General features: G+C 72.8%; 24 protein-coding genes. 9 read left to right on the forward strand and 15 right to left on the reverse strand.

Annotated elements, in window-relative coordinates; all coding sequences use genetic code 11:
* Nucleotides 1–13: 13 nt before the first annotated feature.
* Nucleotides 14–1,162 (reverse strand): glycosyltransferase, encoded by a 1,149-nt coding sequence (locus ACZ4SW_RS15495; protein WP_468242761.1) that lies wholly within the window; start codon nt 1,160–1,162, stop codon nt 14–16.
* A 162-nt stretch (nt 1,163–1,324) separates the two neighbouring features.
* Here ACZ4SW_RS15495 and ACZ4SW_RS15500 point away from each other — a divergent pair, with 162 nt between their 5' ends.
* The 4 genes from ACZ4SW_RS15500 (at nt 1,325) to soxR (ending at nt 4,644) form a co-directional block, all read left to right on the forward strand.
* Nucleotides 1,325–2,386: a glucose-1-phosphate thymidylyltransferase gene (locus tag ACZ4SW_RS15500; protein ID WP_468242763.1), complete on the forward strand. Its 1,062-nt coding sequence runs from the start codon at nt 1,325–1,327 to the stop codon at nt 2,384–2,386.
* A complete protein-coding gene (rfbB, locus tag ACZ4SW_RS15505; RefSeq protein WP_468242765.1) occupies nt 2,386–3,354 on the forward strand; it encodes a dTDP-glucose 4,6-dehydratase in 969 nt (322 codons plus the stop codon). Before ACZ4SW_RS15500 ends, rfbB begins: the two co-directional genes overlap by 1 nt.
* 110 nt (nt 3,355–3,464) lie before the next feature.
* A complete protein-coding gene (locus ACZ4SW_RS15510; protein ID WP_468242767.1) occupies nt 3,465–4,088 on the forward strand; it encodes a DsbA family oxidoreductase in 624 nt (207 codons plus the stop codon).
* 7 nt (nt 4,089–4,095) lie between these two features.
* A complete protein-coding gene (gene soxR, locus ACZ4SW_RS15515) occupies nt 4,096–4,644 on the forward strand; it encodes a redox-sensitive transcriptional activator SoxR (protein WP_468243198.1) in 549 nt (182 codons plus the stop codon).
* Nucleotides 4,645–4,795: 151 nt separating this feature from the next.
* On the opposite strand, the gene ACZ4SW_RS15520 is transcribed toward soxR, so the two are convergent.
* From ACZ4SW_RS15520 to ACZ4SW_RS15550, 7 genes are all read right to left on the reverse strand, one after another.
* Complete coding sequence (locus tag ACZ4SW_RS15520; protein ID WP_468242770.1) at nt 4,796–5,917, reverse strand: acyl-CoA dehydrogenase family protein; 1,122 nt, start codon at nt 5,915–5,917, stop codon at nt 4,796–4,798.
* Nucleotides 5,918–6,014: 97 nt separating this feature from the next.
* A complete protein-coding gene (locus ACZ4SW_RS15525) occupies nt 6,015–7,046 on the reverse strand; it encodes a Gfo/Idh/MocA family protein (protein ID WP_468242772.1) in 1,032 nt (343 codons plus the stop codon).
* Complete coding sequence (locus ACZ4SW_RS15530) at nt 7,043–8,365, reverse strand: NDP-hexose 2,3-dehydratase family protein (protein ID WP_468242775.1); 1,323 nt, start codon at nt 8,363–8,365, stop codon at nt 7,043–7,045. The genes ACZ4SW_RS15525 and ACZ4SW_RS15530 overlap by 4 nt, the downstream gene beginning before the upstream one ends.
* Complete coding sequence (locus tag ACZ4SW_RS15535; RefSeq protein WP_468242777.1) at nt 8,359–9,165, reverse strand: DUF6081 family protein; 807 nt, start codon at nt 9,163–9,165, stop codon at nt 8,359–8,361. The genes ACZ4SW_RS15530 and ACZ4SW_RS15535 overlap by 7 nt, the downstream gene beginning before the upstream one ends.
* Nucleotides 9,166–9,301: 136 nt before the next feature.
* Nucleotides 9,302–10,318, reverse strand: a complete 1,017-nt coding sequence (locus ACZ4SW_RS15540; RefSeq protein WP_468242779.1) for an LLM class flavin-dependent oxidoreductase — start codon at nt 10,316–10,318, stop codon at nt 9,302–9,304.
* A 29-nt stretch (nt 10,319–10,347) separates the two neighbouring features.
* Nucleotides 10,348–11,088, reverse strand: a complete 741-nt coding sequence (locus ACZ4SW_RS15545) for an SDR family NAD(P)-dependent oxidoreductase (protein ID WP_468242782.1) — start codon at nt 11,086–11,088, stop codon at nt 10,348–10,350.
* The gene (locus tag ACZ4SW_RS15550) at nt 11,088–11,879 is read right to left on the reverse strand and encodes an SDR family NAD(P)-dependent oxidoreductase (protein ID WP_468242784.1); all 792 of its coding nucleotides are present in this window, start codon (nt 11,877–11,879) and stop codon (nt 11,088–11,090) included. Before ACZ4SW_RS15550 ends, ACZ4SW_RS15545 begins: the two co-directional genes overlap by 1 nt.
* A 217-nt stretch (nt 11,880–12,096) precedes the next feature.
* Here ACZ4SW_RS15550 and ACZ4SW_RS15555 point away from each other — a divergent pair, with 217 nt between their 5' ends.
* The 4 genes from ACZ4SW_RS15555 (at nt 12,097) to ACZ4SW_RS15570 (ending at nt 15,923) form a co-directional block, all read left to right on the forward strand.
* Complete coding sequence (locus tag ACZ4SW_RS15555; RefSeq protein ID WP_468242786.1) at nt 12,097–13,362, forward strand: beta-ketoacyl-[acyl-carrier-protein] synthase family protein; 1,266 nt, start codon at nt 12,097–12,099, stop codon at nt 13,360–13,362.
* The gene (locus ACZ4SW_RS15560; RefSeq protein ID WP_468242788.1) at nt 13,359–14,594 is read left to right on the forward strand and encodes a ketosynthase chain-length factor; all 1,236 of its coding nucleotides are present in this window, start codon (nt 13,359–13,361) and stop codon (nt 14,592–14,594) included. The genes ACZ4SW_RS15555 and ACZ4SW_RS15560 overlap by 4 nt, the downstream gene beginning before the upstream one ends.
* Before the next feature lie 17 nt (nt 14,595–14,611).
* Complete coding sequence (locus tag ACZ4SW_RS15565) at nt 14,612–14,866, forward strand: acyl carrier protein (RefSeq protein WP_468242790.1); 255 nt, start codon at nt 14,612–14,614, stop codon at nt 14,864–14,866.
* Between the two features lie 100 nt (nt 14,867–14,966).
* Nucleotides 14,967–15,923 carry an aromatase/cyclase gene (locus tag ACZ4SW_RS15570; RefSeq protein ID WP_468242792.1) on the forward strand — a complete coding sequence of 319 codons (957 nt, stop codon included), beginning with the start codon at nt 14,967–14,969 and terminating at the stop codon, nt 15,921–15,923.
* A gap of 54 nt (nt 15,924–15,977) precedes the next feature.
* Here the strand turns inward: ACZ4SW_RS15570 and ACZ4SW_RS15575 are convergent, their stop codons facing one another.
* The 3 genes from ACZ4SW_RS15575 to ACZ4SW_RS15585 form a co-directional block, all read right to left on the reverse strand.
* Nucleotides 15,978–18,521, reverse strand: coding sequence for a polynucleotide kinase-phosphatase (locus ACZ4SW_RS15575; protein WP_468242794.1), 2,544 nt, complete (start codon nt 18,519–18,521; stop codon nt 15,978–15,980).
* The gene (locus ACZ4SW_RS15580) at nt 18,518–20,095 is read right to left on the reverse strand and encodes a 3' terminal RNA ribose 2'-O-methyltransferase Hen1 (RefSeq protein WP_468242796.1); all 1,578 of its coding nucleotides are present in this window, start codon (nt 20,093–20,095) and stop codon (nt 18,518–18,520) included. The genes ACZ4SW_RS15575 and ACZ4SW_RS15580 overlap by 4 nt, the downstream gene beginning before the upstream one ends.
* A 102-nt stretch (nt 20,096–20,197) precedes the next feature.
* On the reverse strand, nt 20,198–21,121 hold the full coding sequence (locus tag ACZ4SW_RS15585; RefSeq protein WP_468242798.1) for an LLM class F420-dependent oxidoreductase: 924 nt from the start codon (nt 21,119–21,121) through the stop codon (nt 20,198–20,200).
* A 211-nt stretch (nt 21,122–21,332) separates the two neighbouring features.
* Between ACZ4SW_RS15585 and ACZ4SW_RS15590 the strand changes: the two genes are divergently transcribed.
* Nucleotides 21,333–21,515 carry a hypothetical protein gene (locus ACZ4SW_RS15590; protein ID WP_468242800.1) on the forward strand — a complete coding sequence of 61 codons (183 nt, stop codon included), beginning with the start codon at nt 21,333–21,335 and terminating at the stop codon, nt 21,513–21,515.
* A gap of 42 nt (nt 21,516–21,557) precedes the next feature.
* Here the strand turns inward: ACZ4SW_RS15590 and ACZ4SW_RS15595 are convergent, their stop codons facing one another.
* The 4 genes from ACZ4SW_RS15595 to ACZ4SW_RS15610 all read right to left on the reverse strand — a co-directional run bounded on the left by ACZ4SW_RS15595 (nt 21,558) and on the right by ACZ4SW_RS15610 (nt 24,223).
* Nucleotides 21,558–22,034 (reverse strand): DUF6099 family protein, encoded by a 477-nt coding sequence (locus ACZ4SW_RS15595; protein ID WP_468242802.1) that lies wholly within the window; start codon nt 22,032–22,034, stop codon nt 21,558–21,560.
* Between the two features lie 179 nt (nt 22,035–22,213).
* Nucleotides 22,214–22,567 (reverse strand): nucleotide pyrophosphohydrolase, encoded by a 354-nt coding sequence (locus tag ACZ4SW_RS15600; RefSeq protein ID WP_468242804.1) that lies wholly within the window; start codon nt 22,565–22,567, stop codon nt 22,214–22,216.
* Entirely contained in the window at nt 22,564–23,742 is a 1,179-nt protein-coding gene (locus ACZ4SW_RS15605) for an AAA family ATPase (protein WP_468242806.1), read from the reverse strand. Before ACZ4SW_RS15605 ends, ACZ4SW_RS15600 begins: the two co-directional genes overlap by 4 nt.
* A 91-nt stretch (nt 23,743–23,833) precedes the next feature.
* Nucleotides 23,834–24,223, reverse strand: a complete 390-nt coding sequence (locus ACZ4SW_RS15610) for a cell division protein SepF (RefSeq protein WP_468242809.1) — start codon at nt 24,221–24,223, stop codon at nt 23,834–23,836.
* Between the last annotated feature and the right edge of the window lie 5 nt (nt 24,224–24,228).

The raw sequence follows: 24,228 nt of genomic DNA on the forward strand, positions 1-24,228 counted from the left end.
GGCCGGGACCCGGTCACGCCGTCCTACGGGCGCGCACCATCTCCGTGATGGCCGTCGTCACCTCGTGCGGAGTCGGCAGGGAAGCGATCTCCGCCGCCAGTTCCCGCGTCCGCGCCGCGTAGGAGGGGTCGTCGAGCAGCTCGCGGCAGGCCTTCGCCACATCGTCGGGAGCGTCGTCCTGGCCTGCCGTGAGCATGATCGCGGCACCGTGGTCGGCGAGCCGGGCGGACATGCCGACCTGCTTGGGCATGGCCGGGATCACCAACTGCGGCACCCCGCACACGATGGCGTGCAGCATGGTGTTGCCGCCCGCCCGGTGCACCAGGAGGTCGCACGTCCGCAGGACCACGTCGAGCGGCAACCAGCCGGCCCGGACATTGTCCGGCAGGTCCCCCAGGGCATCGGCCATCTCCTGCGGAGCGGCGATGAGCAGCTCCACGTCGAGGCCGGCCACCTTCTCCACGAGGGCCGACAGCGCGTCGGCCTCGTAGTCCGCGGAGATCCTGCTGCCCGCGGAGACCAGCACCCGCGGCCGCTCACCGCGCGTGTACATCCACGGCTCCAGCGCCCGCTGGGTGTTGAACGGCACGTACTGCATGAACTGGGCGGGACCGGCGTCCGGCCGGCGCACCGACGGCGGGCACAACTCCACGTCGATGTCCGGAGCCGGGAGGGCGGACAGGCCCATCTCCTCGAGCTCCGGCGCCAGTTCGGCCGCCGCGGACAGGTCGATGATGGACGGCTCACCCATGTTCAGGGCGTGCCGCACCCAGGGCAGCCCGTACCGGTGGGCCAGCATCGGCGTGGCGTAGGACAGGGATCCACCCACCAGTACGTCCGGCCTCCAGCTCTCGATCAGCGGTACGAGGCCTTCCATGCTGCCGAGGGCGAGACGGGCCATGCCCCTGCCGTTGAACAGATTCCGTTCGTGGGGGTCCGCGGGAATGCTCATCGTGTTGCCGTGGCGGTCCCGCTGCATGAAGTCGAACATGGTGCGAGGGGTCAGGGGAACACCCGGAAGGCTCGTCGCGGCGACGAGCGGCATCACGTTCTCGGTCGCTCCGACGATCACCTCGTGGCCCGCGTTGCGGGCAGCCTGCGCCAAAGGCGTGATGGGGAACACCGCGCCGGCACTTCCTCCGGAGACAAACAGGAATCTCATGCCCGGGACGGTAGGCCGGGCGGGTCAAGGCGTTCTGGAGCGGTACTCGAGCAGCCCGGCCGGGTGCACGAAGTCCAGCCGTAGTGGACCGTCCCTCGAGCGGCGCTGCCCAGGATCGTGCTCACAGCGAACCCGGGACACAGGCGCGAGTGAGAGGCTCCCATGAAGGCGCTTATTCTGTCCGGCGGAACGGGGACCAGGCTGCGTCCCCTCACGCACTCCATGCCGAAGCAGTTGATGCCCGTCGCGGGCAGGCCCATCCTGATGCACTGTCTGGACAACGTCCGCGACATCGGAATCACCGAGGTCGGCGTCATCGTCGGCGAGCACGCGGACGCCATCCGGTCCGTCGTCGGCGACGGCTCCGCGCTCGGTCTGAAGATCACCTACCTGCGCCAGGAGGCGCCACTCGGTCTGGCGCACTGCGTCCTGCTCGCCGAGGAGTTCCTGGGGTCGGACGACTTCGTGATGTACCTGGGCGACAACGTGCTGGCCCAGGGGATCGCCGAGGCGGCCGCGGACTTCCGGCGCCGGCGGCCCGCCGCCCAGTTGCTGCTGGCCAAGGTCGCGGACCCGCGCGCCTACGGAGTGGCCGAGCTGGGTCCCGACGGCCGGATCCAGGCCCTGGTGGAGAAACCCCAGCACCCCCGCAGCGACCTCGCCGTGATCGGCGTCTACTTCTTCACGTCCGCGGTGCACGCCGCGGTGCGCTCCATCGCGCCCAGCGGCCGGGGCGAGTTGGAGATCACCGACGCGATCGGCCGGCTCCTGCACACCGGCGGACGCGTCGTCGGCACGGAGTACGACGGGTACTGGAAGGACGCGGGATCCCCTGCCGACCTGCTGGACTGCAACCGGGTCCTGCTGGGTGCGATCCAGGGTGAGGTGCGCGGCACGGTGGACGGGGCGACGACCCTCCGAGGCCCCGTGGTCATCGAGGAGGGTGCCGTGGTGACCCGCTCGCTGCTGACGGGACCGGTGGTCGTCGGTGCCGGGAGCAGGGTGAGCGGCAGCACGGTCGGTCCGCATGTCACCCTCGGCCGTGACTGCGTGCTGGAGGAGGCCGGGATCAGCGACTCGATCGTCCTCGAAGGGGTGTCGATCCACGGGGTGCGCGGCCTGTCCGGTTCGCTCATCGGCCGCTCGGCCGCGGTGCGCACGGCCGAGTCCGCGGGGCGCCGGCTGATCATCGGTGACCACTGCGAGGCGGAGGTGGCCGCCTGATGCGGAACATCCTGGTCACCGGCGGAGCCGGTTTCATCGGGTCGCACTACGTACGGGGCCTGCTGAGCGGCGCGCTGCCCGGTTCGGCGGGGACGAACGTGACGGTGCTGGACCTGCTCACCTACGCGGGGCGCCGCGACAATCTGCCCGCCGCGCATCCCCGACTGCGTTTCGTGCCCGGCGACGTGTGCGACCGGGATCTGCTGGACCGGATCGTGCCCGGTCACGACGCGGTGGTCCACTTCGCGGCCGAGTCGCACGTGGACCGGTCACTGACCGGCCCCGGCACCTTCGTGCGCACCAACGTGGTCGGCACCCAGCGACTGCTGGACGCCGCCGTGCGCCACGGCACCGACCGTTTCCTGTACGTCTCCACCGACGAGGTGTACGGCTCGATCCGCACCGGCAGATGGACCGAGGACAGCCCGCTGCTGCCGAACTCGCCCTACGCGGCCTCGAAGGCGTCCGGCGACCTGCTGGCCCGCGCCTACCACCGCACCTACGGCCTGGACGTGCGCATCACCCGCTGTTCCAACAACTACGGATCCCACCAGCACCCGGAGAAACTCATTCCGCACTTCGTCTCCCGCATCCTCGCCGGGGAACCCGTCCCGCTGTACGGGGACGGACGCAATGTGCGCGAATGGCTGCACGTGGAGGACCACTGCCGGGCGCTGCACGCGGTCCTGACCCGGGGCCGCGCGGGCGAGGTCTACAACGTGGGGGGCGGTGAGGCCCTGAGCAACCGGGAGATGACCGCGCGGCTGCTCAACCTGCTGGGCGCGCGGTGGGACCTGGTCCGCCACGTCGAGGACCGCAAGGGCCACGATCTGCGCTACGCGATCGACGACACGAAGATCCGCGAAGAGCTGGGCTATGCACCGCGCTGGTCGCTGGACCGGGGGCTGCCGGAGGTCGTCGCCTGGTACCGCCGGCACGCCGAGTTCCGGCTCGCCGGCGCGGTCTGACCGGGGGCGGGCGTCGCCGGACGCCCGCCCCGCTTCCCCCTCCGTCCTGGCGGACGTTGACCTCAAGGGAAGTTGAGGTTGCATGATGAACCGGTGCGGAAGGAGGAGCGGTGAAGGTCGAGATGTGGTTGGACATCATGTGCCCCTGGTGCTACATCGGCAAGGCCAGGCTGGACCGGGCGCTGGCGGCCCCGGGCGTGGAGCACGAGGTCGAGCTGGTGTGGCGGAGCTTCGAGCTGCGCCCCGAACAGCCCCGCGTTCCCGGGGCCACGCTCGGCGCCATGATGGAGCGGCGCTACGGCCTGAGCACCGAGCGGACCGGGGAACTCTTCCAGCGCATTCACTCACTGGGCGCGGACGAAGGTCTCGACATCCGGCTCGACGGGGTGCGTCCCGTCAACTCCTTCGACGCGCATCGGCTGTTGCACCGTGCCGCCGCCCTCGGTGTGGCGGGCCCGGTGGCGGACCGGCTGTTCCGCGGGTACCTCACCGAGCATCTGAACGTGGCCGACCGTGCCGTACTGCTCCGCCTCGCGACGGAGGCCGGACTCGATCCGGAGGCGGCCCGCGAGGTGCTGGACGGTGACGCGCACGCCGCCGACGTCCGCCACGACGAGCGGCTGGCGGCGGAGCGCGGCGTCACCGGGGTGCCGGCCGTCTTCGTGGAGGGCGTACCGGTCTCGAAGGGTGTGCCCACGGTCGCGGAACTGGTCGACGCGCTGGAGGTGCGCTGACATGGCCGTGTCCCGTGTCTCCCACGACGTCACCGAACTCACCGTGGGACAGGTCTCGGCCCGCAGTGGGGTGGCGGTCTCGGCCCTGCACTTCTACGAGTCCAAGGGGCTGATCCGTTCCCGGCGCACGGGGGGCAACCAGCGCCGGTACACCCGGGACACGCTCCGCCGGATCGCCGTGATCCGGGTCGCCCAGCGGGTCGGCATGCCGCTGGACGCGATCGCCGCGGCCCTCGCCGAACTGCCCGACGGCCGCACGCCGAGCAGGGAGGACTGGGCCCGGATGTCCCGGCGCTGGCGGGCCGACCTCGACCGGCGCATCGAAGAACTGGTGGCGCTGCGCGACGGCCTGGAGGACTGCATCGGCTGCGGCTGCCTGTCGGTGAGCGCCTGCCCGCTCACCAATCCGTACGACCGGCTCGGCAACGAGGGGCCGGGGCCGCGAATCCTGCTGCGGCCGGAGAACCCGGCGGACGGCCGTGCCGCCGCCCCCCAGGACACACCGGCGGCCACGCGGCCGTCCCGGCCCTGCACGATCCGGACGGACGCGGACTGATATCCGGCCGCTCGGCCCCCTGCGGCTCGGCCCCCTGCGGCTCGGCCCCCTGCCGCTCGAGCCCCGCGCGCGCGGTCCCCGGCTCGCCGGCCCCGGCCGCTCGGCCCCGGCGCTGCCACCCCCGCACGCCCGGTCTCCGGGACGGTGCGGATCAGTTGGCCAGCAACTGCCGTCCGTACGCGTCCGCGTTGGTCTCCTGGTCCAGCACGATGTGGCTGGCCGCCGAGTGGACGTCGCGCCAGTACCGCTGCAGTACGGCGGAGTCCTGGTGGGCCCGGGTGCCCGCGGCGGCGAACACACGGTCCACCGCCGCCACGGCGAGGCGGGTGGCATAGGCGCAGTCCCGGCCGTTGCGGGCCACGTCGAGAGGAGTCAGGGCAGCCCGGTCGGCGGTGCGGGCCGCGTGGACCAGCAGCAGGCGGGCGGTGTCCGCGTGGGCCGCCGCGTCGCCCAGCGCCACCGCGGCGCGGCCGTCCAGGCCGGACGAGGCCGACGTGAGACGTGACGCGGCCTCCTCACCCCAGGCGGCCAGGGCACCGTGGGCGGCACCGACCACGGGGGCGGCGAAGCACAGGCCGTTGACGGCCTTCAGCGGGACCCGGTGGCAGGGCGCCTCGGCGTCGGGGGCGGCCCCTTCGGTGACCGCGTCGCGGGAAAAGGTCATGTCGTCCGGTACCAGGACGTCCTCCGCCACCAGGGTGTTGCTGCCGGTGGCCCGCATACCCACCGGAGCCCAGGTGTCCTCGATCCGGTAGGCGCTGCGCGGAATCGCGAGGAAACGCGCGCCCGACCGCTCGTCCGTGGGCACCGCACACACCAGCGCCCAGTCGGAATGGTCGACCAGGCTGACATACGGCCAGGTGCCGCTCAGCCGCCAGCCGTCACCCTCCCGCCGAATACGGCCGAGCGGCATCAGGCCGCCCACGATCAGCACGTCCGGTCCCGTCGCCCACAGGCGCTTCTGGCCCGTTTCGGGCAGGTACGCGGCTATCCGGCCCAACGACGCCGTCAGGGAGGCCGCCCAGGCCGCGGACGGGCAGCCCGTCCCGACCAGGTCGACCGCCTGGACGACGTCCTCGAAGGTGCCCGCGTCTCCGCCGTGCCGCGCCGGTACGAAGTGCCGGGCGAAGCCCGCCGACATCAGCGCACGGACGACCTCCGTGCCAAGACGCCGTTCCCGCTCGGACCGCTGCGCCTGCTCGGCGGCGATCCGGGCGGCGTCCGCGGCGGCGGTCACCACGGCGGCCGGGGCGGTGGTACTGGTGTGGGGCATCCTGGTCAGCTCCTCGTGACGAGTGGTGGACAAGTCGAGTGGTGGGCGGGTCGAGTGGTGGGCAGGTCGCTGTGCGCGCATCGGGCCTCAGGCCGCCTCAGACCTCGACGACCTCGGCCGCAGCGCGGACGCCGTCGGCGAGCAGGGCTTGGCGGAGCGACTGTCCGGCGCGGGCGGGTTCGTCCGACAGCGGGCGCCGTGCCGCCCGCGCGAACGCCGTGACGGCGGCCACGGCCTGGTCCTGGGCGGGCAGCAGCCGCTCCTCCACCTGACCGGCGCGCTCCAGCCGGAGCAGCGGACGATGGCCGGGTGGGGGCGAGTAGGCGCGGTCCAGGGCCAGTCGCCCCCGGCTTCCGAGCAACTCCCAGCGGGCGGTGTACTCGTGCTCCATGCCGAACGTGAGCTGCGCGGTCACCCCGTCACCCGCCCGCAGCAGCAGCGTCGATCCGCCGACGTCCACGCCGACCGACCGGTCGTGGCGCAGTACGGCGCCCCGGACGTGCAGGTCCTGGCCGAGCAGGAGCGTGGCGAGGCGGAGGGGGTACACACCGATGTCGAGCAGCGCGCCGCCTTCGAGGTCGGCCCGGTAGCGAATGTCCCCGGCGGGCCGCGGCGGAATGGTGAACGTCGCGGTGAGGGCCCGCGGTTCGCCGATCACGCCGTCGGCCAGCAGGTCCGCGACCGTCGTATAGGCGGGGTGGTGGACGAACAGGTAGTTCTCGGCCAGTACCAGGGCACGCTCCCGGGCGAGGGCCAGCAGCCCGGCGGTGGAACGGTGCCGGCCGGAGAGCGGCTTCTCCACGAGTACGTGCTTGCCGGCCAGCAGCGCCCGCCGCGTCCACTCGGCGTGCAGGGCGAGCGGCAGCGGAACGTACACGGCGTCGACGTCGTCACGTTCCAGCAGGGACCGGTAGCCGGTCACCGCCGCGCATCCGTAGGGTCGTGCGGTGGTCTCCGCACGGGATGGATCCCGGCTGGCCACCGCCGTCAGCTCGGTGTCCGGACAGGCGGCGAAGGCGGGCAGCATGCGGCGCACGGCGATGTCCGCACAGCCGATGACCCCCATGCGCAGGGGCCGTTCGCCGCGCTCCCGGTTCCCGCCCGGTTCCGGTCGCCGTCGGGCCGTCACGCCGCGCCCGCCCGGTGGTGACCGGGGAGTGTGTGGACGCAGGCGAGCAGGGTCCGGGCCTCCACGTTGACCATGCCGCCCAGCCGCGCCGCACGGGTGAGCTGGTCCACGCTGAGCCACATGTGGGTCTCCGGCACGTCGAGCGGAAGGTCGGCGCCGTCCACCACCAGGTACCGGTTGGCGGCATGGTGGAAACGGCCGCCCTCCTCGGAGTGGACGGTGTCGAACAGCACCCGCTCCGGGGGCGCTGCCAGCACCGTGTCCAGATAGGGCGGGCGGGGGCCGGAGACGGGCAGGTTGCCGGGCGCGCACTGCACGGTGGGTGCCAGTTCGCAGATGTCGAGCGTGCCGGCCTCGGAACGGGCCTGGACCAGCAGGTGACGCAGTCCGTCGATCTCCTTGCTGAGAAAGGCGACGACGCCCGGTCCGCTGGGCGCGAGCATCGGTTGCGCCCAGGAGGTGACCTCTCGGCTGCCCGCGGTGACGTCGACGCCGATGATGCGGAAGAAGCGTCCGTCCTCCCGGCGGACCTCACCGTTGTCCCGGTGCCAGCCGTCCACCTTGTGCAACGGGATGCCGTGCCGCTCGGAACGGTGCCGCAGCTTGGAGCGGGTGACGTAGTGCAGCAGCTCGGCGGAGGAGTGCAGGGGCCTGCCCGCCCGGGGCGCGGGCCCGTCGCCCTGGGGCAGGCCCGCCAGGACGGTCCGGGTGTCCATGTTGACCAGGTGCGGTTTCCGCAGCAGGTCCGCCAGCACATGCTGGGGGACCCAGCAGAAGTCGTCGTGCACGTCGACGGTCCGGCCGGGCGGCAGTTCGACGATGATGTTGCGGTTGCGCTTGCCGAGGAACCACGAGCCCTGTTCGCTCTGCAGCGCGTCGTGCAGTACGGTGCCCGGCCGCGGGCGCAGGAAGTGGTCCAGGTAGCGCACCGCCGAACCGCGGTGCACCCGGGTGTAGTTGCTGAACGTCGCCTGGACCGTCGGCGAGAGCTGCACGGTGTTGATGTTCCCGGGTTCCATCTTGGCCTGCAGCAGCAGGTGCGGCACCCCGTCGTGGCGCTGGACCAGAATCCCCAGCAGGCCGATCTCCGGCTGCCGGATGATCGGCTGGGCCCAGTTCCGCTCGTCGGGCTCCGTGGCCCTGGTCCGCAGTCCCTCGACGGTGAAGAACCGGCCGGTGCGGTGGTGGAGGTTGCCCGTCAAGGGATCGGTGTACCAGCCGTCGAGTTCGTCCAACGGCACCTGCTCGACCCGGTAGGTGTGGGCCGAGGCCCGTGCGGCGAACCACCGCTCGAAGCCGGCGGTGTCACGGATCAGCACGGGGCGCCTCGCGTCACGGTCAGTTCGCGCACGGCCAGCCTGACGCCCTGCCCGCAGGGCGGTTCCGCGATCAGCACCAGGCCGGGGGTGAGTGCCGTCGGTCGTGCCGCCTTGAAGGGGCCGGGCCGCAGCGTGTCGGGCCGGACCCCGTCGGGCAGGGGCCGTCCCAGTTCCGCGACGGCGAAGACCTCGGTACCGTCCAGCAGCCAGCGGGCGGTGCCGGCGGCGTCCACGGCCACCGCGCAGTGATGGACGTCGTGGGGAGCGCGGGGGGCGAGCGGTATCGCGTAGGCGAAGATGCCGCGTCCGTCGTCGGCGGGGATCACCCCGTACATCGCCCACAAGTGGTCGTTGGTCAGCGCGAAATTGAGGGCCAGGCCGGAGTCCCGGTCGATGATGACGAGCGCCGCGGACCCGCACAGCGGATGGGGGCCCGGGCCGCCGGCACCGGCCGCCGCGTCGGGGTGACGGTCGGCGTGGAAGACCTCCGCCGACAGCGTCGCGGCCGTGGTGACCGTACCGCCGTCCAGCCCGGAGGACGACGTGAAGGCCGCCCACCGCACGTGGTGCACCGACTCGCCGGCGGGCGGCAGTGCGAACAGCGGAGCACCGGTGACGGGGTCAGCGGCCGTGGGTTCGACGATCAGCGCTCCGTCGACCGTGCGGGTCGTGCCGTCGCCCTCCGGCAGGGACGGGGTGGGACGCAGGGTCCAGGGCGCGTCGGGGCGCAGCAGCGGATCACGGGTGCGCAGGCCCTGGGCGAAGTCGTCGTGGAAGAGACGGGTGAGGGAAGTGGTCATCTGCGCGGTCTCCTAGAGGAAGAACGGTGTCCTGCGGTCTCCTGGGGGGAGGAGCGGCGTCCTGGGAAAAGGCCGGTGTCCTGGGGAATGGGGTCGTCCCGAACGCCCGGGCGGGCACGCCGGGCCGGAAGGGGGCTCAGTCGGCGGCGCCCGAGCGCTCAAGGGCACGGGCCGCCGCGCGGACGATGGCCAGGCGCCCTTCCAGGTCGGTGGCCGCGGCGGAGACCATGATTCCCAGGCAGGTCACGCCCGCGTCCGCGTAGGCGCGCATGCGGTCGGCGATCCGGTCCACCGGGCCGATGAGGGCCGTGCGGTCGATGAGTCCGAGCGGGAGGGCCGCTCCGGCGCCGCGCCGGTCGCCCGCCCGGATGCGTTCCACGAAGAGGTCGACCGCTGCCTCGTACCCCATCGACCGCGCCAGGGCGCAGTAGACGTTGCGGCCGGGGTCCCCGATGCTCATCAGGTACACGTACTGGCCCCGCAGGAGGTCGGCCCCCTCCTGCGGTGTCTCCGCGACGGCGGTGGGGAGACTGGGCAGCACCTCGAAGTCGCCCGGTGCGTCGGTGCCGCGGCCCGCCCGGATGTGCTTCAGCGCCTCGGTGACGGCCTCCGGGGAGGTGAAGACGCCGAGCCAGCCGTCCGCGATCTCGCCCGTCAGCCGCAGGCTGCGCGGTCCGACGGCCGCCAGCAGCACCGGAATGCGCCGGCCCGGCCGTTCGGTGAGCAGGTGCAGCGGGGCCGGCCCGCCGACCTCGAAGTGTGCGCCCTTGTGTGTCACCGGGTTCCCGGACAGGGCCTGCCGCACGATGTCGACGTACTCGCGGGTGCGGTCCAGCGGACGGGCGAACGGCACGCCGTACCAGCCCTGGGACACGTCGGGGTTGGACACGCCCAGGCCGAGCCGGAAGCGTCCGCCGCTCACCGCGTCCAGGGTGGCCGCCGTCAGCGCCGCCATGCCGGGAGGCCGGCCGGGGATCTGCATCACACCGGAGATCAGCGCGACGCGTTCGGTCACACCCGCGACGAGGCCGAGGACGGCGGCCGCCTCCGAGCGGTACCCCTCCGGGGCGAGTACGGCGGCGTATCCGGCCTGTTCCGCCGCGCGAGCGAGGTCGCCGGCTCCCTGCAGGACGAGGTTGACGGCGAGCTTCATGGCCCTCCTCCGGGTCGGGACGGGTGGGTTCACAGGAGATGGGCGCCACCGTCCACCAGCAGGACCTGCCCGGTGGTGTAGGTGGAGCGCACAAGCCCCAGGACGGCGTCCGCGACGTCCTCGGGGCGGCCGGTGCGGCGCAGTGGCGTGGACTGCCGGACGTGTTCCGCTATGGGCGCGAAGAAGTCGTTCCCCTGCGTCCAGGCCGTCTCGACCAGTCCGGGAGCGACCGCGTTGACCCGTACGGCCGGGCCGACCGTGTGGGCCAGCAGCCGGGTCATGTGTTCCAGGGCGGCCTTGCTCACGGCGTACGGGATGGAACTCCCGGCCGGCCGGCTGCCGGCGATGGAGGAGACGTTCACGACCACGCCGTCACCGCTGTCGGTGAGATGGGGCATGGCGGCCACCGTCGTCTGCCAGGAGCCGAAGACGTTGAGGGCGAAGATCTCCCGCCACACCTCCGGTGTGGCGGCGGACAGGTCGGCGTGGGGGATGGCCCGGGTGCGTCCGGCGTTGTTCACCAGGACGTCCAGGCGGCCGTAATGGCCGACCGCCGTGTCCACCAGTCGTCGCGCCTCCTCGGGAACGGAGACGTCCGCCTGGACGTACAGCGCCTCCGGAAGGGCGGCCGCCGTTTCCTTGCCGGCGACGACCGACCGCGCGGAGTTGACGACGACGCGGTACCCCTCCGCGGCCAGCCGCTCGGCGAGTGCCCGGCCGATGCCCGAGGAGGAGCCGGTGACCACGGCGACGGGTGCGGTCGCGGCCATCAGTAGTTGCCCAGTCCGCCGCAGACGTTCAGGGCCTGAGCGGTCACCGCGGCGGCGTCGTCGGTCACCAGGTACTCCACCATGGCGGCCACCTCGCGGGACTCCACGTACCGGCCGATCGGCACCCGGCCGGTGATCCGGTCGAAGGCCTCGTCCTCGGACACCCCCCAGATACCGGCGTAGTGCTCCCGCACCCGCTCCGCCATCGGTGTCTCCACGAATCCCGGGCAGACAGCGTTCACGGTGATCCCGGTACGGGCCAGCTCCAGGCCGAGTGCCTTGGTCAGACCGACCACGCCGTGCTTGGACGCCGAGTACGGCGCCGCGTGCACGACACCCTGCTTGCCACCCGTCGAGGCGATGTTGATGATGCGGCCGCGCTTCCTGGCCAGCATGCCGCCGGGTCCCAGGACCTCCTTGGTCACCAGGAAGACACTGTTGAGGTTGGTGTTGATGACGTCGAACCAGAGTTCGTCGGGGATCTCGGCGGTGGCACCTCCGCCGCTGCGCCCGGCGTTGTTCACCAGGATGTCGACCGCGCCGTAGCGGCCGGTGGCCGCCGCCACCAACGCGCGGACGGCGGCCGGGTCGGTGACGTCGCACACCGTGCCGTCGGCGTCGTACCCCTGGGTACGCAGTTCCTCCACCGTCTCGGCCAGTCGCTTCTCCTCCCGGGCGCACAGGAACACCCGGGCTCCGATGCCGGCCAGCCGCTGGGCGATGGCCAGGCCGATACCGCTGGTCGCGCCGGTCACCAGGGCCACCGGCGGGGACGCCGTCGCCGTCGTCATGCTCGCTCCTCTCGTGCGGGCGGGCCGGACGGGATCGCCGCGGCCCGACCGGAGCTTGACCAGGGCCGCTGGAACGGCACTGGAGACCGGGTGGAGCGGTTCCGGTCCCACCCGTGCGCGAGCGGCACTCGAGGCCGGCGGGTCAGGGTGCCTGTGCTCAGAGGTCCGGTGGGCGAAAGGAGTCCCCAGCTATGCCCATCAGTACAGGAGGACGAGGATGACGCGGCGGGTCGTGATCACCGGTATGGGTGTCCGCGCCCCCGGCGGATCGGGAACGAAGGAGTTCTGGGATCTGCTCACGGCAGGCCGTACGGCCACCCGGCCGATCAGCTTCTTCGACGCCTCCGCGTTCCGCTCCCGTGTCGCGGGCGAGGTCGACTTCGACGCGCAGAGGGAGGGTTTTTCGCCCCGGGAGATCCGGCGCATGGACCGGGCCACCCAGTTCGCCGTCGCCTGTACCCGGGACGCGCTGGCCGACAGCGGGGTCGAGACGGGGACCCTGGACCCGTCCCGCATCGCGGTGGCCCTCGGCAGCGCGGTGGCCTCCGCGACCAGCCTGGAGAACGAATACCTGGTGATGTCGGACGCCGGCCGGGAGTGGCTGGTGGACCCCGCCCACCTGTCGCCGTACATGTTCGACTACCTCAGCCCGGGAGTGATGCCCGCCGAAGTGGCCTGGGCGGCCGGCGCCGAAGGCCCCGTCACCATGGTGTCCGACGGCTGCACTTCCGGACTCGACTCCGTCGGCTACGGCGTCCAGCTCATCCGGGAAGGCACCGCCGACGTCGTGGTGGCCGGCGCGGCGGACACGCCGATATCGCCGATCGTCGTGGCCTGCTTCGACGCGATCAAGGCGACGACCCCGCGCAACGACGACCCCGCGCACGCCTCCCGGCCCTTCGACAGCAGCCGCAACGGCTTCGTCCTCGCCGAGGGCGCCGCGATGTTCGTACTGGAGGACCTGGAGTCCGCCCGGCGACGCGGCGCCCACGTCTACGCCGAGGTCGGCGGCTACGCGACGCGCTGCAACGCCTACCACATGACGGGTCTGAAGAAGGACGGACGCGAGATGGCGGAGGCCATCAGGGCGGCGCTGGACGAGGCACGGATGGACCGCACCGCCGTCGACTACGTCAACGCGCACGGATCGGGCACCAAACAGAACGACCGTCACGAGACGGCCGCCTTCAAACGCAGCCTCGGCGAGCACGCGTACCGCATCCCCGTCAGCTCGATCAAGTCGATGGTGGGCCACTCCCTCGGCGCCATCGGATCCGTCGAGATCGCCGCCTCTCTCCTCGCGATCGAGCACGGAGTCGTACCGCCCACCGCCAATCTGCACCACCCCGACCCCGAATGCGACCTGGACTACGTGCCGCTGACCGCACGCGAGCAGTCCGTCGACACCGTGCTGACGGTGGGAAGCGGCTTCGGCGGGTTCCAGAGCGCGATGGTCCTGCACCGCCCGGAGGTGGCCCGGTGAACGCCGCACCGCGCGTGGTGGTGACCGGTGTCGGCGTGGCGGCGCCCGGCGGTACGGGGACCGACGCCTACTGGCGGTCGCTGCTGACCGGAGTGTCGGGCATCCGGGAACTGACCCGCTTCGACGCCTCTCGCTATCCGTCCCGCCTGGCCGGCCAGATCGACGACTTCGACACGGCCTCACTCGTGCCCGGCAGACTCGTCCCCCAGACCGACGTCTCCACCCGGTACGCCCTGGCCGCCGCGGACTGGGCCCTGTCCGACGCCGGCGTGGGTCCCCGGCCGGACACGGCCGCCGACTACGCGATGGGGGTCGTCACCTCGACCGCGCAAGGCGGATTCGACTTCACCCACCGCGAGTTCCGCAAGCTCTGGAGCCAAGGACCGCAGTACGTCAGCGTCTACGAGTCCTTCGCCTGGTTCTACGCCGTGAACACCGGCCAGTTGTCCATCCAGCACAGCATGCGCGGACCGAGCGCCGCCCTGGTGGGAGAACAGGCCGGCGGCCTGGACGCCATCGGCCACGCCCGGCGGACCATCCGCCGCGGGACCACCCTGATGCTGACCGGGGGCGTCGACTCCGCGCTGGATCCGTGGGGCTGGTCGTCCCAGCTGGCGGGCGGCCTGGTCAGCACCGCCGACGACCCGGAACACGCCTACCTGCCGTTCGACGCAGATGCCTGCGGATACGTGCCCGGGGAGGGCGGGGCGATGTTCGTCCTGGAGGACGCCGAAGCCGCCCGTGCCCGGGGTGCCGACCGGATCTGGGGAGAGGTGGCCGGTTACGCGGCCACGTTCGATCCGGCACCCGGGTCGGGCCGGCCACCGGGGCTCGCACGCGCCGCCGAACTCGCCCTCGCCGACGCCGGGCTGGCACCCGAGGACATCTCGGTGGTGTTCGCCGACGGTGCGGGCGTCCCGGACCTGGACCGTGCCGAGGCGGAGGCCATCGCGGAGGTCTTCGGACCTCGCGGTGTTCCGGTGACCGCGCCGAAGGCGCTGACCGGCCGCCTGTGCGCGGGAGGCGGCCCCGCCGACCTCGCGGCCGCTCTGCTGGCCCTGCGCCACCAGGTCGTCCCGGCCACCGGCCGCACCGCACGCGTACCCGAGGAGTACGCACTCGACCTGGTCACCGGCGAGCCCAGGGAAACCGCCCTGACCTCGGCCCTCGTGCTGGCCCGCGGCCGCCACGGCTTCAACGCGGCCGTCGTGGTCACCGCGCCCCGAACCTGACGACAAGGAGACACACCATGGCTCTGCTCACCCTCGACGAGCTCCGCGCCCTGCTCGTCGCCTGCGCCGGCGACGACGAGGAGATCGACCTCTCGGGAGACATCCTCGACACCACCTTCGAGGACCTCGGGTACGACTCCCTGGCCCTGATGGAGACCACCGCCCGCATCGAACGGGACTTCGGGGTGCCGCTGTCCGAGGAGGAGGTGGCCGACGGCCTCACACCGCGCGCCCTCCTCGAACTCGTCAACAACGCCCTGGCGATCGGCTGACGCCGTCCACCGCCGCGGTGGCGCCGCGTCCGGCGGCTCCTGCCGCGGCGGTATCGCCGCGTACCGACGCAGTCCGCTCCTCGCCGAAAGAGAGTCGACCGTGCCTCATACCGCCGCCCAGCCCACCATCCACCGCACCGAGCACGCCCTGACCGTCGCCGCGCCGGCGGACACGCTCTACGCCCTGGTCGCCGACGCGGCCAAGTGGCCCGCCGTCTTCGGACCCACCGTGCACGTCCGCCATCTCGCCCGCTCGGCCCGGTCCGAACGCTTCGAGATCTGGGCGGAGGTGGGGGGCGAGGTGGCGCACTGGCGCTCCTCGCGCGTCCGGGACCCGCGGCGCCGTTACGTGTCGTTCCGGCAGGAGCACAGCCGGCCGCCGGTGACGTCCATGTCCGGCGGCTGGCTGCTGCGACCGCTGCCGAACGGCCGCACCGAAGTCGTCCTGCGTCACCGCTTCACCGTCGAGGACGACGACCCGGCGGCACTCGCCGGTCTCCGGGAGGCCCTGGACCACAACGGCGCACGGGAGCTGGGCGCCCTGGCGGCCCTGGCGGAAACCGGGTACCCAGCCGATGAGCTGGTGTTCTCCTTCACCGACACCTTCACATCGACCGGCTCGCCCGACGACGCGTACACCTTCGTCGAGCGCGCCGAGCGCTGGCCCGAGATGCTTCCGCATGTGGCGCGGGTCCGGCTGGCCGAGCCGGCCGCCGGGGTCCAGCACCTGGAGATGGACACGGTGACGGCCGACGGTTCCACCCACACCACACGCTCGGTGCGCATCTGCCGGGCACCGGAGTGGATCGCCTACAAACAGCACCTCACCCCCCGGCTGCTGTCCGGTCACGCCGGCGAATGGACCTTCACCCGCACACCGGAGGGGACTTCGGCCACCGCCCGGCACACGGTGGCCCTCGACCCGAGGGGAATCACCGAGGAACTGGGGACCCGCGCCACCCTGCGGGACGCCCGGGACCACCTCCGGGAGCTGCTGCGCCGCAACAGCGCGGCCACCCTGCGCCGGGCACTGGAGGCCGGCCGGCCCTCCCGGTGACGTCCCACCGCCCGCGGCGCCCGGCGGGACGCCGGGCTCCAGGGGTGTGGTCCCTCACAGGCGGGGGTCCACCGGTTCCGACTCCAGTGCCAGGACCCCGAACACCGCCTCGTGGATCCGCCACAGCGGCTCGCCCTCCGCCAGGCGGTCCAGTGCCTCCAGACCGAGGGCGTACTCGCGCAGCGCGAGCGAGCGCTTGTGGTTCAGGAACCTCCGACGGAGCCGGGCGAGGTTGTCCGGGCGCGTGTACTCCGGGCCGTAGATGATCCGGAGGTACTCGCGCCCACGGCACTTGACGCCCGGCTGCACCAGGCGGCCGGCCGTGCTGCGGACCAGTGCCTGAGCCGGCTTGACCACCATGCCCTCGCCGCCCCGGCCCGTCATCTCCAGCCACCAGTCGACACCGGCCCGCACCGACTCCGGGTCGCCGGTGTCGACATGGAGACGACGGGTCGTCTGCAGCAGCCCCGTCGCGTCGTGCTCGACCAGCCGGTCGATCAGCGCGAGCTGCTCGTCGTGCGGCACGGCCGCGAGGCTGCGGCCCCGCACCGCCAGGACCTGGAAGGGTGCGAGGCGGACGCCGTCCAGCCCGTCCGTGGTCCAGCAGTAGCGCCGGTACGCCGCCGTGAACGCCGCCGCGTCGAAGGCGCGTTCACGCTGGCGGGCCATCAGCCCGGTCACGTCGATGCCCCGCGCCGCCGCTCCCTCCAGCGCGGCCAGCGCGGCCGGGAACGCGGCACCGGACGCGGCGCCCACCGCCGCGTACTGCGTCCGCAGCAGCCCGGACGCCTTCAGCGACCACGGCATCAGCTCCGCGTCCAGCAGCAGCCAGTCCGTCTCCAGTTCCTGCCACAGGCCCGCGGCGCCGATCGCCGTGCGCAGGCGGCCGAGGACCTGCTCCGTCACCGCCCCGTCGTCGAAGAAGGGGCGGCCGGTGCGGGTGTAGAGCGAACCCGTCGGGCCGTCGACTCCGAAACGCTTCCGGGCCGCCTCCGCGTCCCGGCACACCAGGGCCACGGCACGCGAGCCCATGTGCTTCTCCTCGCACACGACCCTCGCCACGCCGTCCTCCCGGTACTGCGCGAACGCCTCCACCGGGTGCTCGAGGTAGCCCTCCTCGTGCGACGTGGCCGTGGGGGCCATCGTCGGCGGCAGGTAGGGCAGCAGCCGCGGGTCCACCGCGAAGCGGCTCATCACCTCCAGGGCCGCCGCCGCGTTCTCCTCACGGACCGACACCCGGCCCGCGTGCCGGGTCTCCACCACCCTGCGGCCGTGCACGTCCGCCAGGTCCAGCGGACGGCCGTCGTGGCCCCCGGGCGCCTCGGCGGCCAGCGGCCGGGCCGGCTCGTACCAGACCCGCTCCGCCGGTACGTCGACCAGCTCCCGCTCCGGCCAGCGCAGCGCGGTGAGCCTGCCGCCGAAGACCGCGCCGGTGTCCAGGCAGATCGTGTTGTTCAGCCAGGTGGCCTGCGGGACGGGTGTGTGGCCGTACACCACCGCCGCCCGGCCCCGGTAGTCCTCCGCCCACGGGTAGCGCACCGGCAGCCCGAACTCGTCGGTCTCCCCCGTGGTGTCGCCGTACAGCGCGTGCGAGCGGACCCGGCCGGAGGTGCGTCCGTGGTACTTCTCGGGCAGGCCGGCGTGGCAGACGACCAGCCTGCCGCCGTCGAGGACGTAGTGGCTGACCAGGCCGTCGATGAACTCCCGTACCCGCTGCCGGAACTCCTCGCTCTCGCCCTCCATCTGCGCGACGGTCTCGGCGAGTCCGTGGGTGTGCTGGACGTTGCGGCCCTTGAGGTACCGCCCGTACTTGTTCTCGTGGTTGCCCGGCACGCACAGCGCGTGGCCCGACTTCACCATCGACATCACGCGGCGCAGCACGCCCGGGCTGTCCGGGCCGCGGTCCACCAGGTCGCCGACGAAGACCGCGGTACGGCCCTCGGGGTGCGTGCCGTCGACGTAGCCCAGCTTGCCGAGCAGCGCCTCCAGTTCCGAGGAGCAGCCGTGGACGTCGCCGATGATGTCGAAGGGGCCGGTGAGGTGGGTCAGGTCGTTGAAGCGCTTCTCGGTGACGACCGTCGCGTTCTCGACCTCCGCCACGCCCCGCAGGACGTGCACCTTGCGGAAGCCCTCACGCTCCAGGTGCCGGAGCGAACGGCGCAGTTCGCGGATGTGGCGCTGGATCACCCGGCGGGGCATGTCCGCGCGGTCGGTGCGGGCCGCGTTGCGCTCGGCGCACACCTCCTCGGGCACGTCGAGCACGATCGCGATGGGCAGGACGTCGTGCTGCCGGGCCAGCTCGATCAGTTGGCGGCGGGCCTCCTGCTGCACGCTGGTCGCGTCCACGACCGTGCGACGGCCGGCCGCGAGGCGCTTGCCGGCGATGTAGTGCAGGACGTCGAAGGCGTCCCGGGTGGCGCTCTGGTCGTTCTCGTCGTCGGACACCAGGCCGCGGCAGAAGTCGGAGGAGATCACCTCGGTCGGCTTGAAGTGCCGGCGGGCGAAGGTCGACTTGCCGGATCCCGAGGCGCCGATGAGCACCACGAGGGAGAGGTCGGTGACGGGCAGGGTGCGGCCCTCGGTCTCGGTCACGGTCATGCCGCCTTCTCCTCCTTCGCAGTGGTCGCAGTGGTCGCAGTGGTGGCGGTGGTCGTGGTGGCGGTCGGCGTGGTGGCCAGGGTGAAGACGGCCATCTGCGTGGGCGGCCCCACCTCTGGGTCGTCGGGACCCACGGGCCGGAACGCGACGGTGTAGCCGTGCCGTTCGGCGATCCGGCCGGCCCACCCGCGGAACTCCTCCCGCGTCCACTCGAAGCGGTGGTCGCCGTGCCGTACGTGCCCGGCCGGCAGGCTCTCCCAGCGCACGTTGTACTCGACGTTCGGTGTGGTCACGAGGACCGTGCGGGGGCGGGCCGCGCCGAACACCGCGTACTCCAGGGCGGACAGCCGGGGCAGGTCGACGTGCTCGATCACCTCGCTCAGCACGGCGGCGTCGTAGCCCTTCAGCCGGCGGTCGGTGTAGGCGAGCGAGCTCTGGAAGAGCCTGACGCGGGACGCCTGCCGCTCCCCCATGCGGTCCAGTTTCAGCCGCCGGGAGGCGATGGTGAGCGCCCGCATCGACACGTCGACGCCGACGATCTCCGTGAACCGCGGGTCCTTCAGCAGGGCCTGCACCAACTGGCCCTGCCCGCAGCCGAGGTCCAGGACCCGGGCGGCGGCGGCCTCCTTCAGCGCCGCGACGAGGGCCTCCCTGCGCTGCACCGCGAGGGGGACCGGCTTGTCCTGCGTCCCGGTCCGGTCCTCGGCCGCGTCGTCGGCGCTCTCGACCGCGTCGTCGCCTCCCTGGACCGCGTCGTCGCTCTCCTGGACCGCGTTGTCGATCTCCTCGACCTCGCTGTCGTCCGCCTCGGCGAGCCGCACCAGTTCCAGCCGCTCCATCGCCTGCCGGGTCAGCGACCAGCGGCGCGCGAGGTAGCGGCTGGTGATCAGCTTCTGCTCCGGGTGGTCGGGCAGCCAGCCCTCACCGGCCCGCAGCAGCTTGTCGACCTCGTCCGAGGAGACCCAGTAGTGCTTGGCGTCGTCGAGGACGGGCAGCAGGACGTACAGGTGGCGCAGGGCCTGCGCCAGGGTCAGGGTGCCGGACTCCAGCACCAGGCGCACATACCGCGAGTCGCCCCACTCCGGGAACTCGGTGTCCAGCGCGACCGGTTCGGCGGTGACCGCCCACCCGAGGGGCTCGAACAGCCGCTGTACGAGGCCCGTACCGCCCCTGGCCGGCAGCGCGGGTATCTCGATGCGCAGCGGCAGCGGCTGCCCGGCGCGCTCCGGCAGGGCCTTGCACACGCCCCTCATCGCGGTGGAGAACACGTTGCTCAGCGCCACGGCGAGCAGGGAGGACGCGGCGTAGGGGCGGTCGTTGACGTACTGCGCGAGCGCCGCGTCGGGCGCGCCGCCGCGGCCCTTGCCCTTGCCCCTGCGCACCAGTGCCACCGCATCGACCTCCAGCAGCAGCGCGGCCGTGCACCGCTCGGCGTCCGCCTCGGGGTAGAGGACGTGCGCCGTGCCGTAGGAGGTGGAGAACGCCTGCGCGGTGTCGGGGTGCTTGTGCAGCAGGAAGCCGAGGTCGGTCGCGGGGCGTCCGGGTGTGCCGGTCGTGCCGATGGTCAGGAACATGCCCTGAGTCTCCCGGCCCCGGGGCACCGGGGACCACCGGATTTCGCACGGTGCCGCCCCGCCCGGGAGGGCGAGGCGGACTCGTCGCGTGGGTCGTGCGGTCTACCTCAGCTGCGACTGGACCCGGGAGGAGATCAGCTCCAGGTGGTCCAGGTCGTCCAGGTCGAGGATCTGGAGGTAGACCCGCTGGGCGCCGATCTCCGCGTACCGGCCGATCTTGTCGACCACCTCGGCCGGGGTGCCGGCGAGGCCGTTGGCCTTCAGCTCCTCGACCTCGCGGCCGATCGCGGCGGCACGGCGCGCGACCTCCTGGTCGTCCTTGCCGACGCAGACGACGAGGGCGGTGGAGTACGTCAGGGCGTTCGGGTCCCGTCCGGCCTCCTCGGCGGCGGCCCGGACCCGGCCGAACTGACGCTCGCTGTCCTCGATCGACCCGAACGGGATGTTGAACTCGTCGGCGTACCGGGCGGCGAGCCGCGGGGTGCGGGTGGCGCCGTGGCCGCCGACGAGCACGGGGATCCTGTCCTGGGCGGGCTTGGGCAGGGCGGGCGAGTCGGTCAGGTCGTAGTACGTGCCGTGGAAGTCGAAGGTCTCGCCGGTCTTCGTCGCCCACAGGCCGGTGACGATCTCGAGCTGTTCCTCGAGGCGGGCGAACTTCTCGGGCGGGAACGGGATGCCGTACGCCTTGTGCTCCTCCTCGAACCAGCCCGCGCCCAGGCCCAGTTCGACGCGTCCGCCGGACATCTGGTCGACCTGGGCGACCTGGATGGCGAGGACGCCGGGGAGCCGGAAGGTGGCGGCGGTCATCAGTGTGCCGAGGCGGATGCGCCTGGTCTCGCGGGCGAGGCCGGCCAGGGTGATCCAGGCGTCGGTGGGGCCCGGGAGGCCGTCCACGTTGCCCATCTTCAGGTAGTGGTCGGAGCGGAAGAAGGCATCGAAGCCGAGGTCCTCGGTGGCCTTGGCGACGGCGAGGAGCGTGTCGTAGGTGGCGCCCTGCTGGGGCTCGGTGAAGATGCGAAGATCCATGCGTCCATCCTGCACGGTCGAACACCGGTCAACCGAACCCTCCCGCTGCTCCGCTCGGGCCCCAGGCGGGTGAAAATCCGTCCATCCGACAGGCCGATGTGCGGATGATCGGTGACCGTGTCCGGTGGTGATCGTTGCTGGTGCGGAGCCGGACCGCCCGGCACCCGTCGCCGGCGGCCGCGCCCGGGGGCGTCAGGGCCGAGGAGGTCATATGTCCCAGCACATGTCCCAGGAAGCCGTGTCCTCGGGCGGGGCACCGCCGGAGGCCGCCGCCGGGCAGCCCGAGGGGCTGCTGGAGCGGATGGAGGAACTGATGGCGGCGCTCACCGCGGACCTGACGGAGCTGGGGGCGGAGCTGCGCAGGCCGCAGGCCGGGGACGGCGACGGAGGCTGATCCGCACCCCTGCCCGGGCCGGGTCGCGCCAGGCGCCGCCGCTCAGCCGGGCGCCCGGTCCCGCTCCCGTATCTCTCCGTCTCTCGCCGCCAGTCTGCGCAGCATCTCCCTGACCCGGTCCCGCGACTCGTCCGCCGCGTCTATCGCCTCCATGCACTGCCAGTACGTGCCCTCGTCGTCCGCCGCGCTCGCCACCGCGACGAGGGCCATGCCCAGTTCCATGAGGAGGGTGCCGAGGTCCAGGAGCGCCTTGCGGGCGTCCCCCAGCTCGGTGAGCTGGGCGGCGCGCAGATCGGCCACGTCGACGGGCGGCATGTCCAGCACGCCGCAGCCCCTGCCCGCCAGCTCCGTCAACCCCAGTGCCTCGCCGCGCAGTTCGGGCGGGCCGGACACAGCGAGGCGGCTGCCGATCGCCTGTGCCAGGGCGTACGCCTGCCACGCCTCCGCCATGATCCTCGGCCCGTCCCCGCTCCCCGCCAGGGCGCGCCTGCTCGCCACGATGAGCCGCACCGCATCCATGCCCTGCCCCCGATCCGTCCCGACGCGCCCTCGCCGCACGCCTGCCCGAACTCCGTCGTCCACTACCCAGAGTGAAGGCAACCGGGCCGAAAAGCCAGAGCTGGTACGAAATCTGTGGACAACCGGGAAGGAGGGGACAACTCAATGACTCCGGAGAGTGACGATTCAAGCCTCCGTGATCATTCCTTCCCCGGCACCGGAAACCTCTCCTCGTTGCGGTCGATCTTCGCGTCGAGTGCCGCGAGCGGGTCGATGCCCAGGACCTCGCAGAGTTGGAGCAGATAGGCCAGGACGTCCGCGACCTCGTCCGTGACCCGGTGGGCCGTGTCCGGGTTCGCCATGACCCGCGCGGACTCCTCCGGCGTCAACCACTGGAAGATCTCGACCAGTTCCGACGCCTCCACGCTGAGGGCGGCCACCAGGTTCTTGGGGGTGTGGTACGGCTGCCAGTCGCGGGCGGCAGCGAAGTCGGCGAGCCGGCGCTGCAGCCGCGCCACGGTCAGGTCCTTGCGCTGCCCGGGTTCGTGTGTCACGCGCCCAGGTCTACCACCGTCACCCCGTCCACCCCCGCTGCCGGGGGCGTCCGGCTCACCGTGCCCACCAGCCGGATGTGGCCCCGCTCGCACATCCGCGCCGCCAGCCGGAGCAGCTCCCGTGCCTGCCGCCGGTCCATGCGGCGGTCGAGGCCGTCCGCCAGGACGGTCAGGGTCTGGAGCGCGGCCGGCACCTCTCCCACCGGGTCGACCTCCAGGACGCCGGGGCCGGTGAGCAGGACGAGTGCCAGGGCCACGTACCGCAGTTCGCCGTCGCCCAGCAGCTTCAGCGGGGTGCGCTGTCCGTCGCCCCGGTCGAGCAGCGCGCGGACGGTGCCGTCGCCGAGCGGCTCCGCCAGCAGGTCGACGACCTCTCCCGCGCATCCGGCCGCGACCGCCGACGTCAGCAGCGCGTGCCGTCGGCCGCACTCCGCGCGCGTGCGCCACAGGACGTCCGCGAGGTTGCCGCAGTGCGGCAGCAGCCGGCCCGCGCCCCGCGGGACGGGGGCGCGCATCCGGCTCGGGCTCGGGTCGCAGGCGAAGACCGACCGCAGGGCGACCACCATCTGTTCGGCGGCGGCGAGCACCCGGCGCTGGCCTTCGGTCTTGCCGGCGACGCGCAGCGGCAGCAGGGCGGTGCCGAGGCGGTCGTCGGGGAGCGGCCCCCGGGTCACCGGGGTGGCTCCGGCGGTGTGCCAGGCCGCCTGCACCACCCGGCGGCCCGGATCGCGCAGCGCGGTCTCCAGCAGGACGAGACCGCCGGACGTCAACCGCTCGCCGACGATGCGGAGTTCCGGCTCGGCCTGCACGGCCACGTCGAGCCGGACGGGTCCGCGAGGTCCGTCGGCCGTGCAGCCGATCCGGAAGCCGCGCCGCCGCTGGGCGTCGGGCCGCGCCCGCTCGGGTACACAGGCCGCCGGGTCCGGGAACACCTCGGCCAGCTCCGCGCCGCCGCCGAGCCGTGCCAGCGCCTCGTACGCCTGCAACGCGCGTGACTTGCCCGAGCCGCTCGGCCCGGCGAACAGCGTCAACGGACCCAGCGGAAAGGTGGCCCGCCGGTGCCCGGCGAAGGCGGACAGCCGCAGTTCGGTGACGCACGGCCGGTCCGGGCGGGGGCCGGCGGCAGCGTCTTGCTCGGGGACGGCGGGCGCGGCCGGCGCGGGCGGCAGGGTCATGTCCGGGACCGTAGGCCTCCCGCCGACCGGCGAACCGTTCCGGCCCCGCGGGCTTCCCACGATCGGGCGACCGGCCGGGCCCGAAGGGGACTCAGACCCCCGGAACCCCCGCTTCCTCCATCAGTCCGCGCACCTCCGTGCCCCGCGGCGTCAGCAGGAACACGTTGCGGTCCACCCGGTGCATCCCGCTGGACAGACCGAAGACGACGCCGGTGCTGAAGTCCAGGACCCGCTTGGCGACGTCCGTCTCCGCGCCGGTGAGGTCGAGCAGGACCGGCACGCCCGCCATCAGGGTCTCGGCGACGTCGCGGGCGTCCGCGAACACGTTGACCCTCAGGACGACGAAGCGGCGGCGCGCCTCGGTCTCCGCCTCGGGCAGCGCGCGGTGGCCGACCGCCGAGGGCCAGGCGTCCCGGCCCCGCAGCGGAACGACCTGAGCGAGCCCCTCCCACTGTTCGTCGGTGACATCGTGGCTGTTCACCGGCC

Source organism: Streptomyces sp. NPDC028331 (assembly GCF_055565775.1).

Coding starts and splice junctions, on each gene's coding strand:
- ACZ4SW_RS15535 (WP_468242777.1), bottom strand. CDS start 9,165: ATGACCACTTCCCTCACCCGTCTCTTCCACGACGACTTCGCCCAGGGC.
- ACZ4SW_RS15595 (WP_468242802.1), bottom strand. CDS start 22,034: ATGGATGCGGTGCGGCTCATCGTGGCGAGCAGGCGCGCCCTGGCGGGG.
- ACZ4SW_RS15500 (WP_468242763.1), top strand. CDS start 1,325: ATGAAGGCGCTTATTCTGTCCGGCGGAACGGGGACCAGGCTGCGTCCC.
- ACZ4SW_RS15580 (WP_468242796.1), bottom strand. CDS start 20,095: ATGTTCCTGACCATCGGCACGACCGGCACACCCGGACGCCCCGCGACC.
- ACZ4SW_RS15565 (WP_468242790.1), top strand. CDS start 14,612: ATGGCTCTGCTCACCCTCGACGAGCTCCGCGCCCTGCTCGTCGCCTGC.
- ACZ4SW_RS15540 (WP_468242779.1), bottom strand. CDS start 10,318: ATGAAGCTCGCCGTCAACCTCGTCCTGCAGGGAGCCGGCGACCTCGCT.
- ACZ4SW_RS15605 (WP_468242806.1), bottom strand. CDS start 23,742: ATGACCCTGCCGCCCGCGCCGGCCGCGCCCGCCGTCCCCGAGCAAGAC.
- ACZ4SW_RS15520 (WP_468242770.1), bottom strand. CDS start 5,917: ATGCCCCACACCAGTACCACCGCCCCGGCCGCCGTGGTGACCGCCGCC.
- ACZ4SW_RS15575 (WP_468242794.1), bottom strand. CDS start 18,521: ATGACCGTGACCGAGACCGAGGGCCGCACCCTGCCCGTCACCGACCTC.
- ACZ4SW_RS15545 (WP_468242782.1), bottom strand. CDS start 11,088: ATGGCCGCGACCGCACCCGTCGCCGTGGTCACCGGCTCCTCCTCGGGC.
- ACZ4SW_RS15590 (WP_468242800.1), top strand. CDS start 21,333: ATGTCCCAGCACATGTCCCAGGAAGCCGTGTCCTCGGGCGGGGCACCG.
- ACZ4SW_RS15550 (WP_468242784.1), bottom strand. CDS start 11,879: ATGACGACGGCGACGGCGTCCCCGCCGGTGGCCCTGGTGACCGGCGCG.
- ACZ4SW_RS15585 (WP_468242798.1), bottom strand. CDS start 21,121: ATGGATCTTCGCATCTTCACCGAGCCCCAGCAGGGCGCCACCTACGAC.
- rfbB (WP_468242765.1), top strand. CDS start 2,386: ATGCGGAACATCCTGGTCACCGGCGGAGCCGGTTTCATCGGGTCGCAC.
- ACZ4SW_RS15495 (WP_468242761.1), bottom strand. CDS start 1,162: ATGAGATTCCTGTTTGTCTCCGGAGGAAGTGCCGGCGCGGTGTTCCCC.
- ACZ4SW_RS15555 (WP_468242786.1), top strand. CDS start 12,097: ATGACGCGGCGGGTCGTGATCACCGGTATGGGTGTCCGCGCCCCCGGC.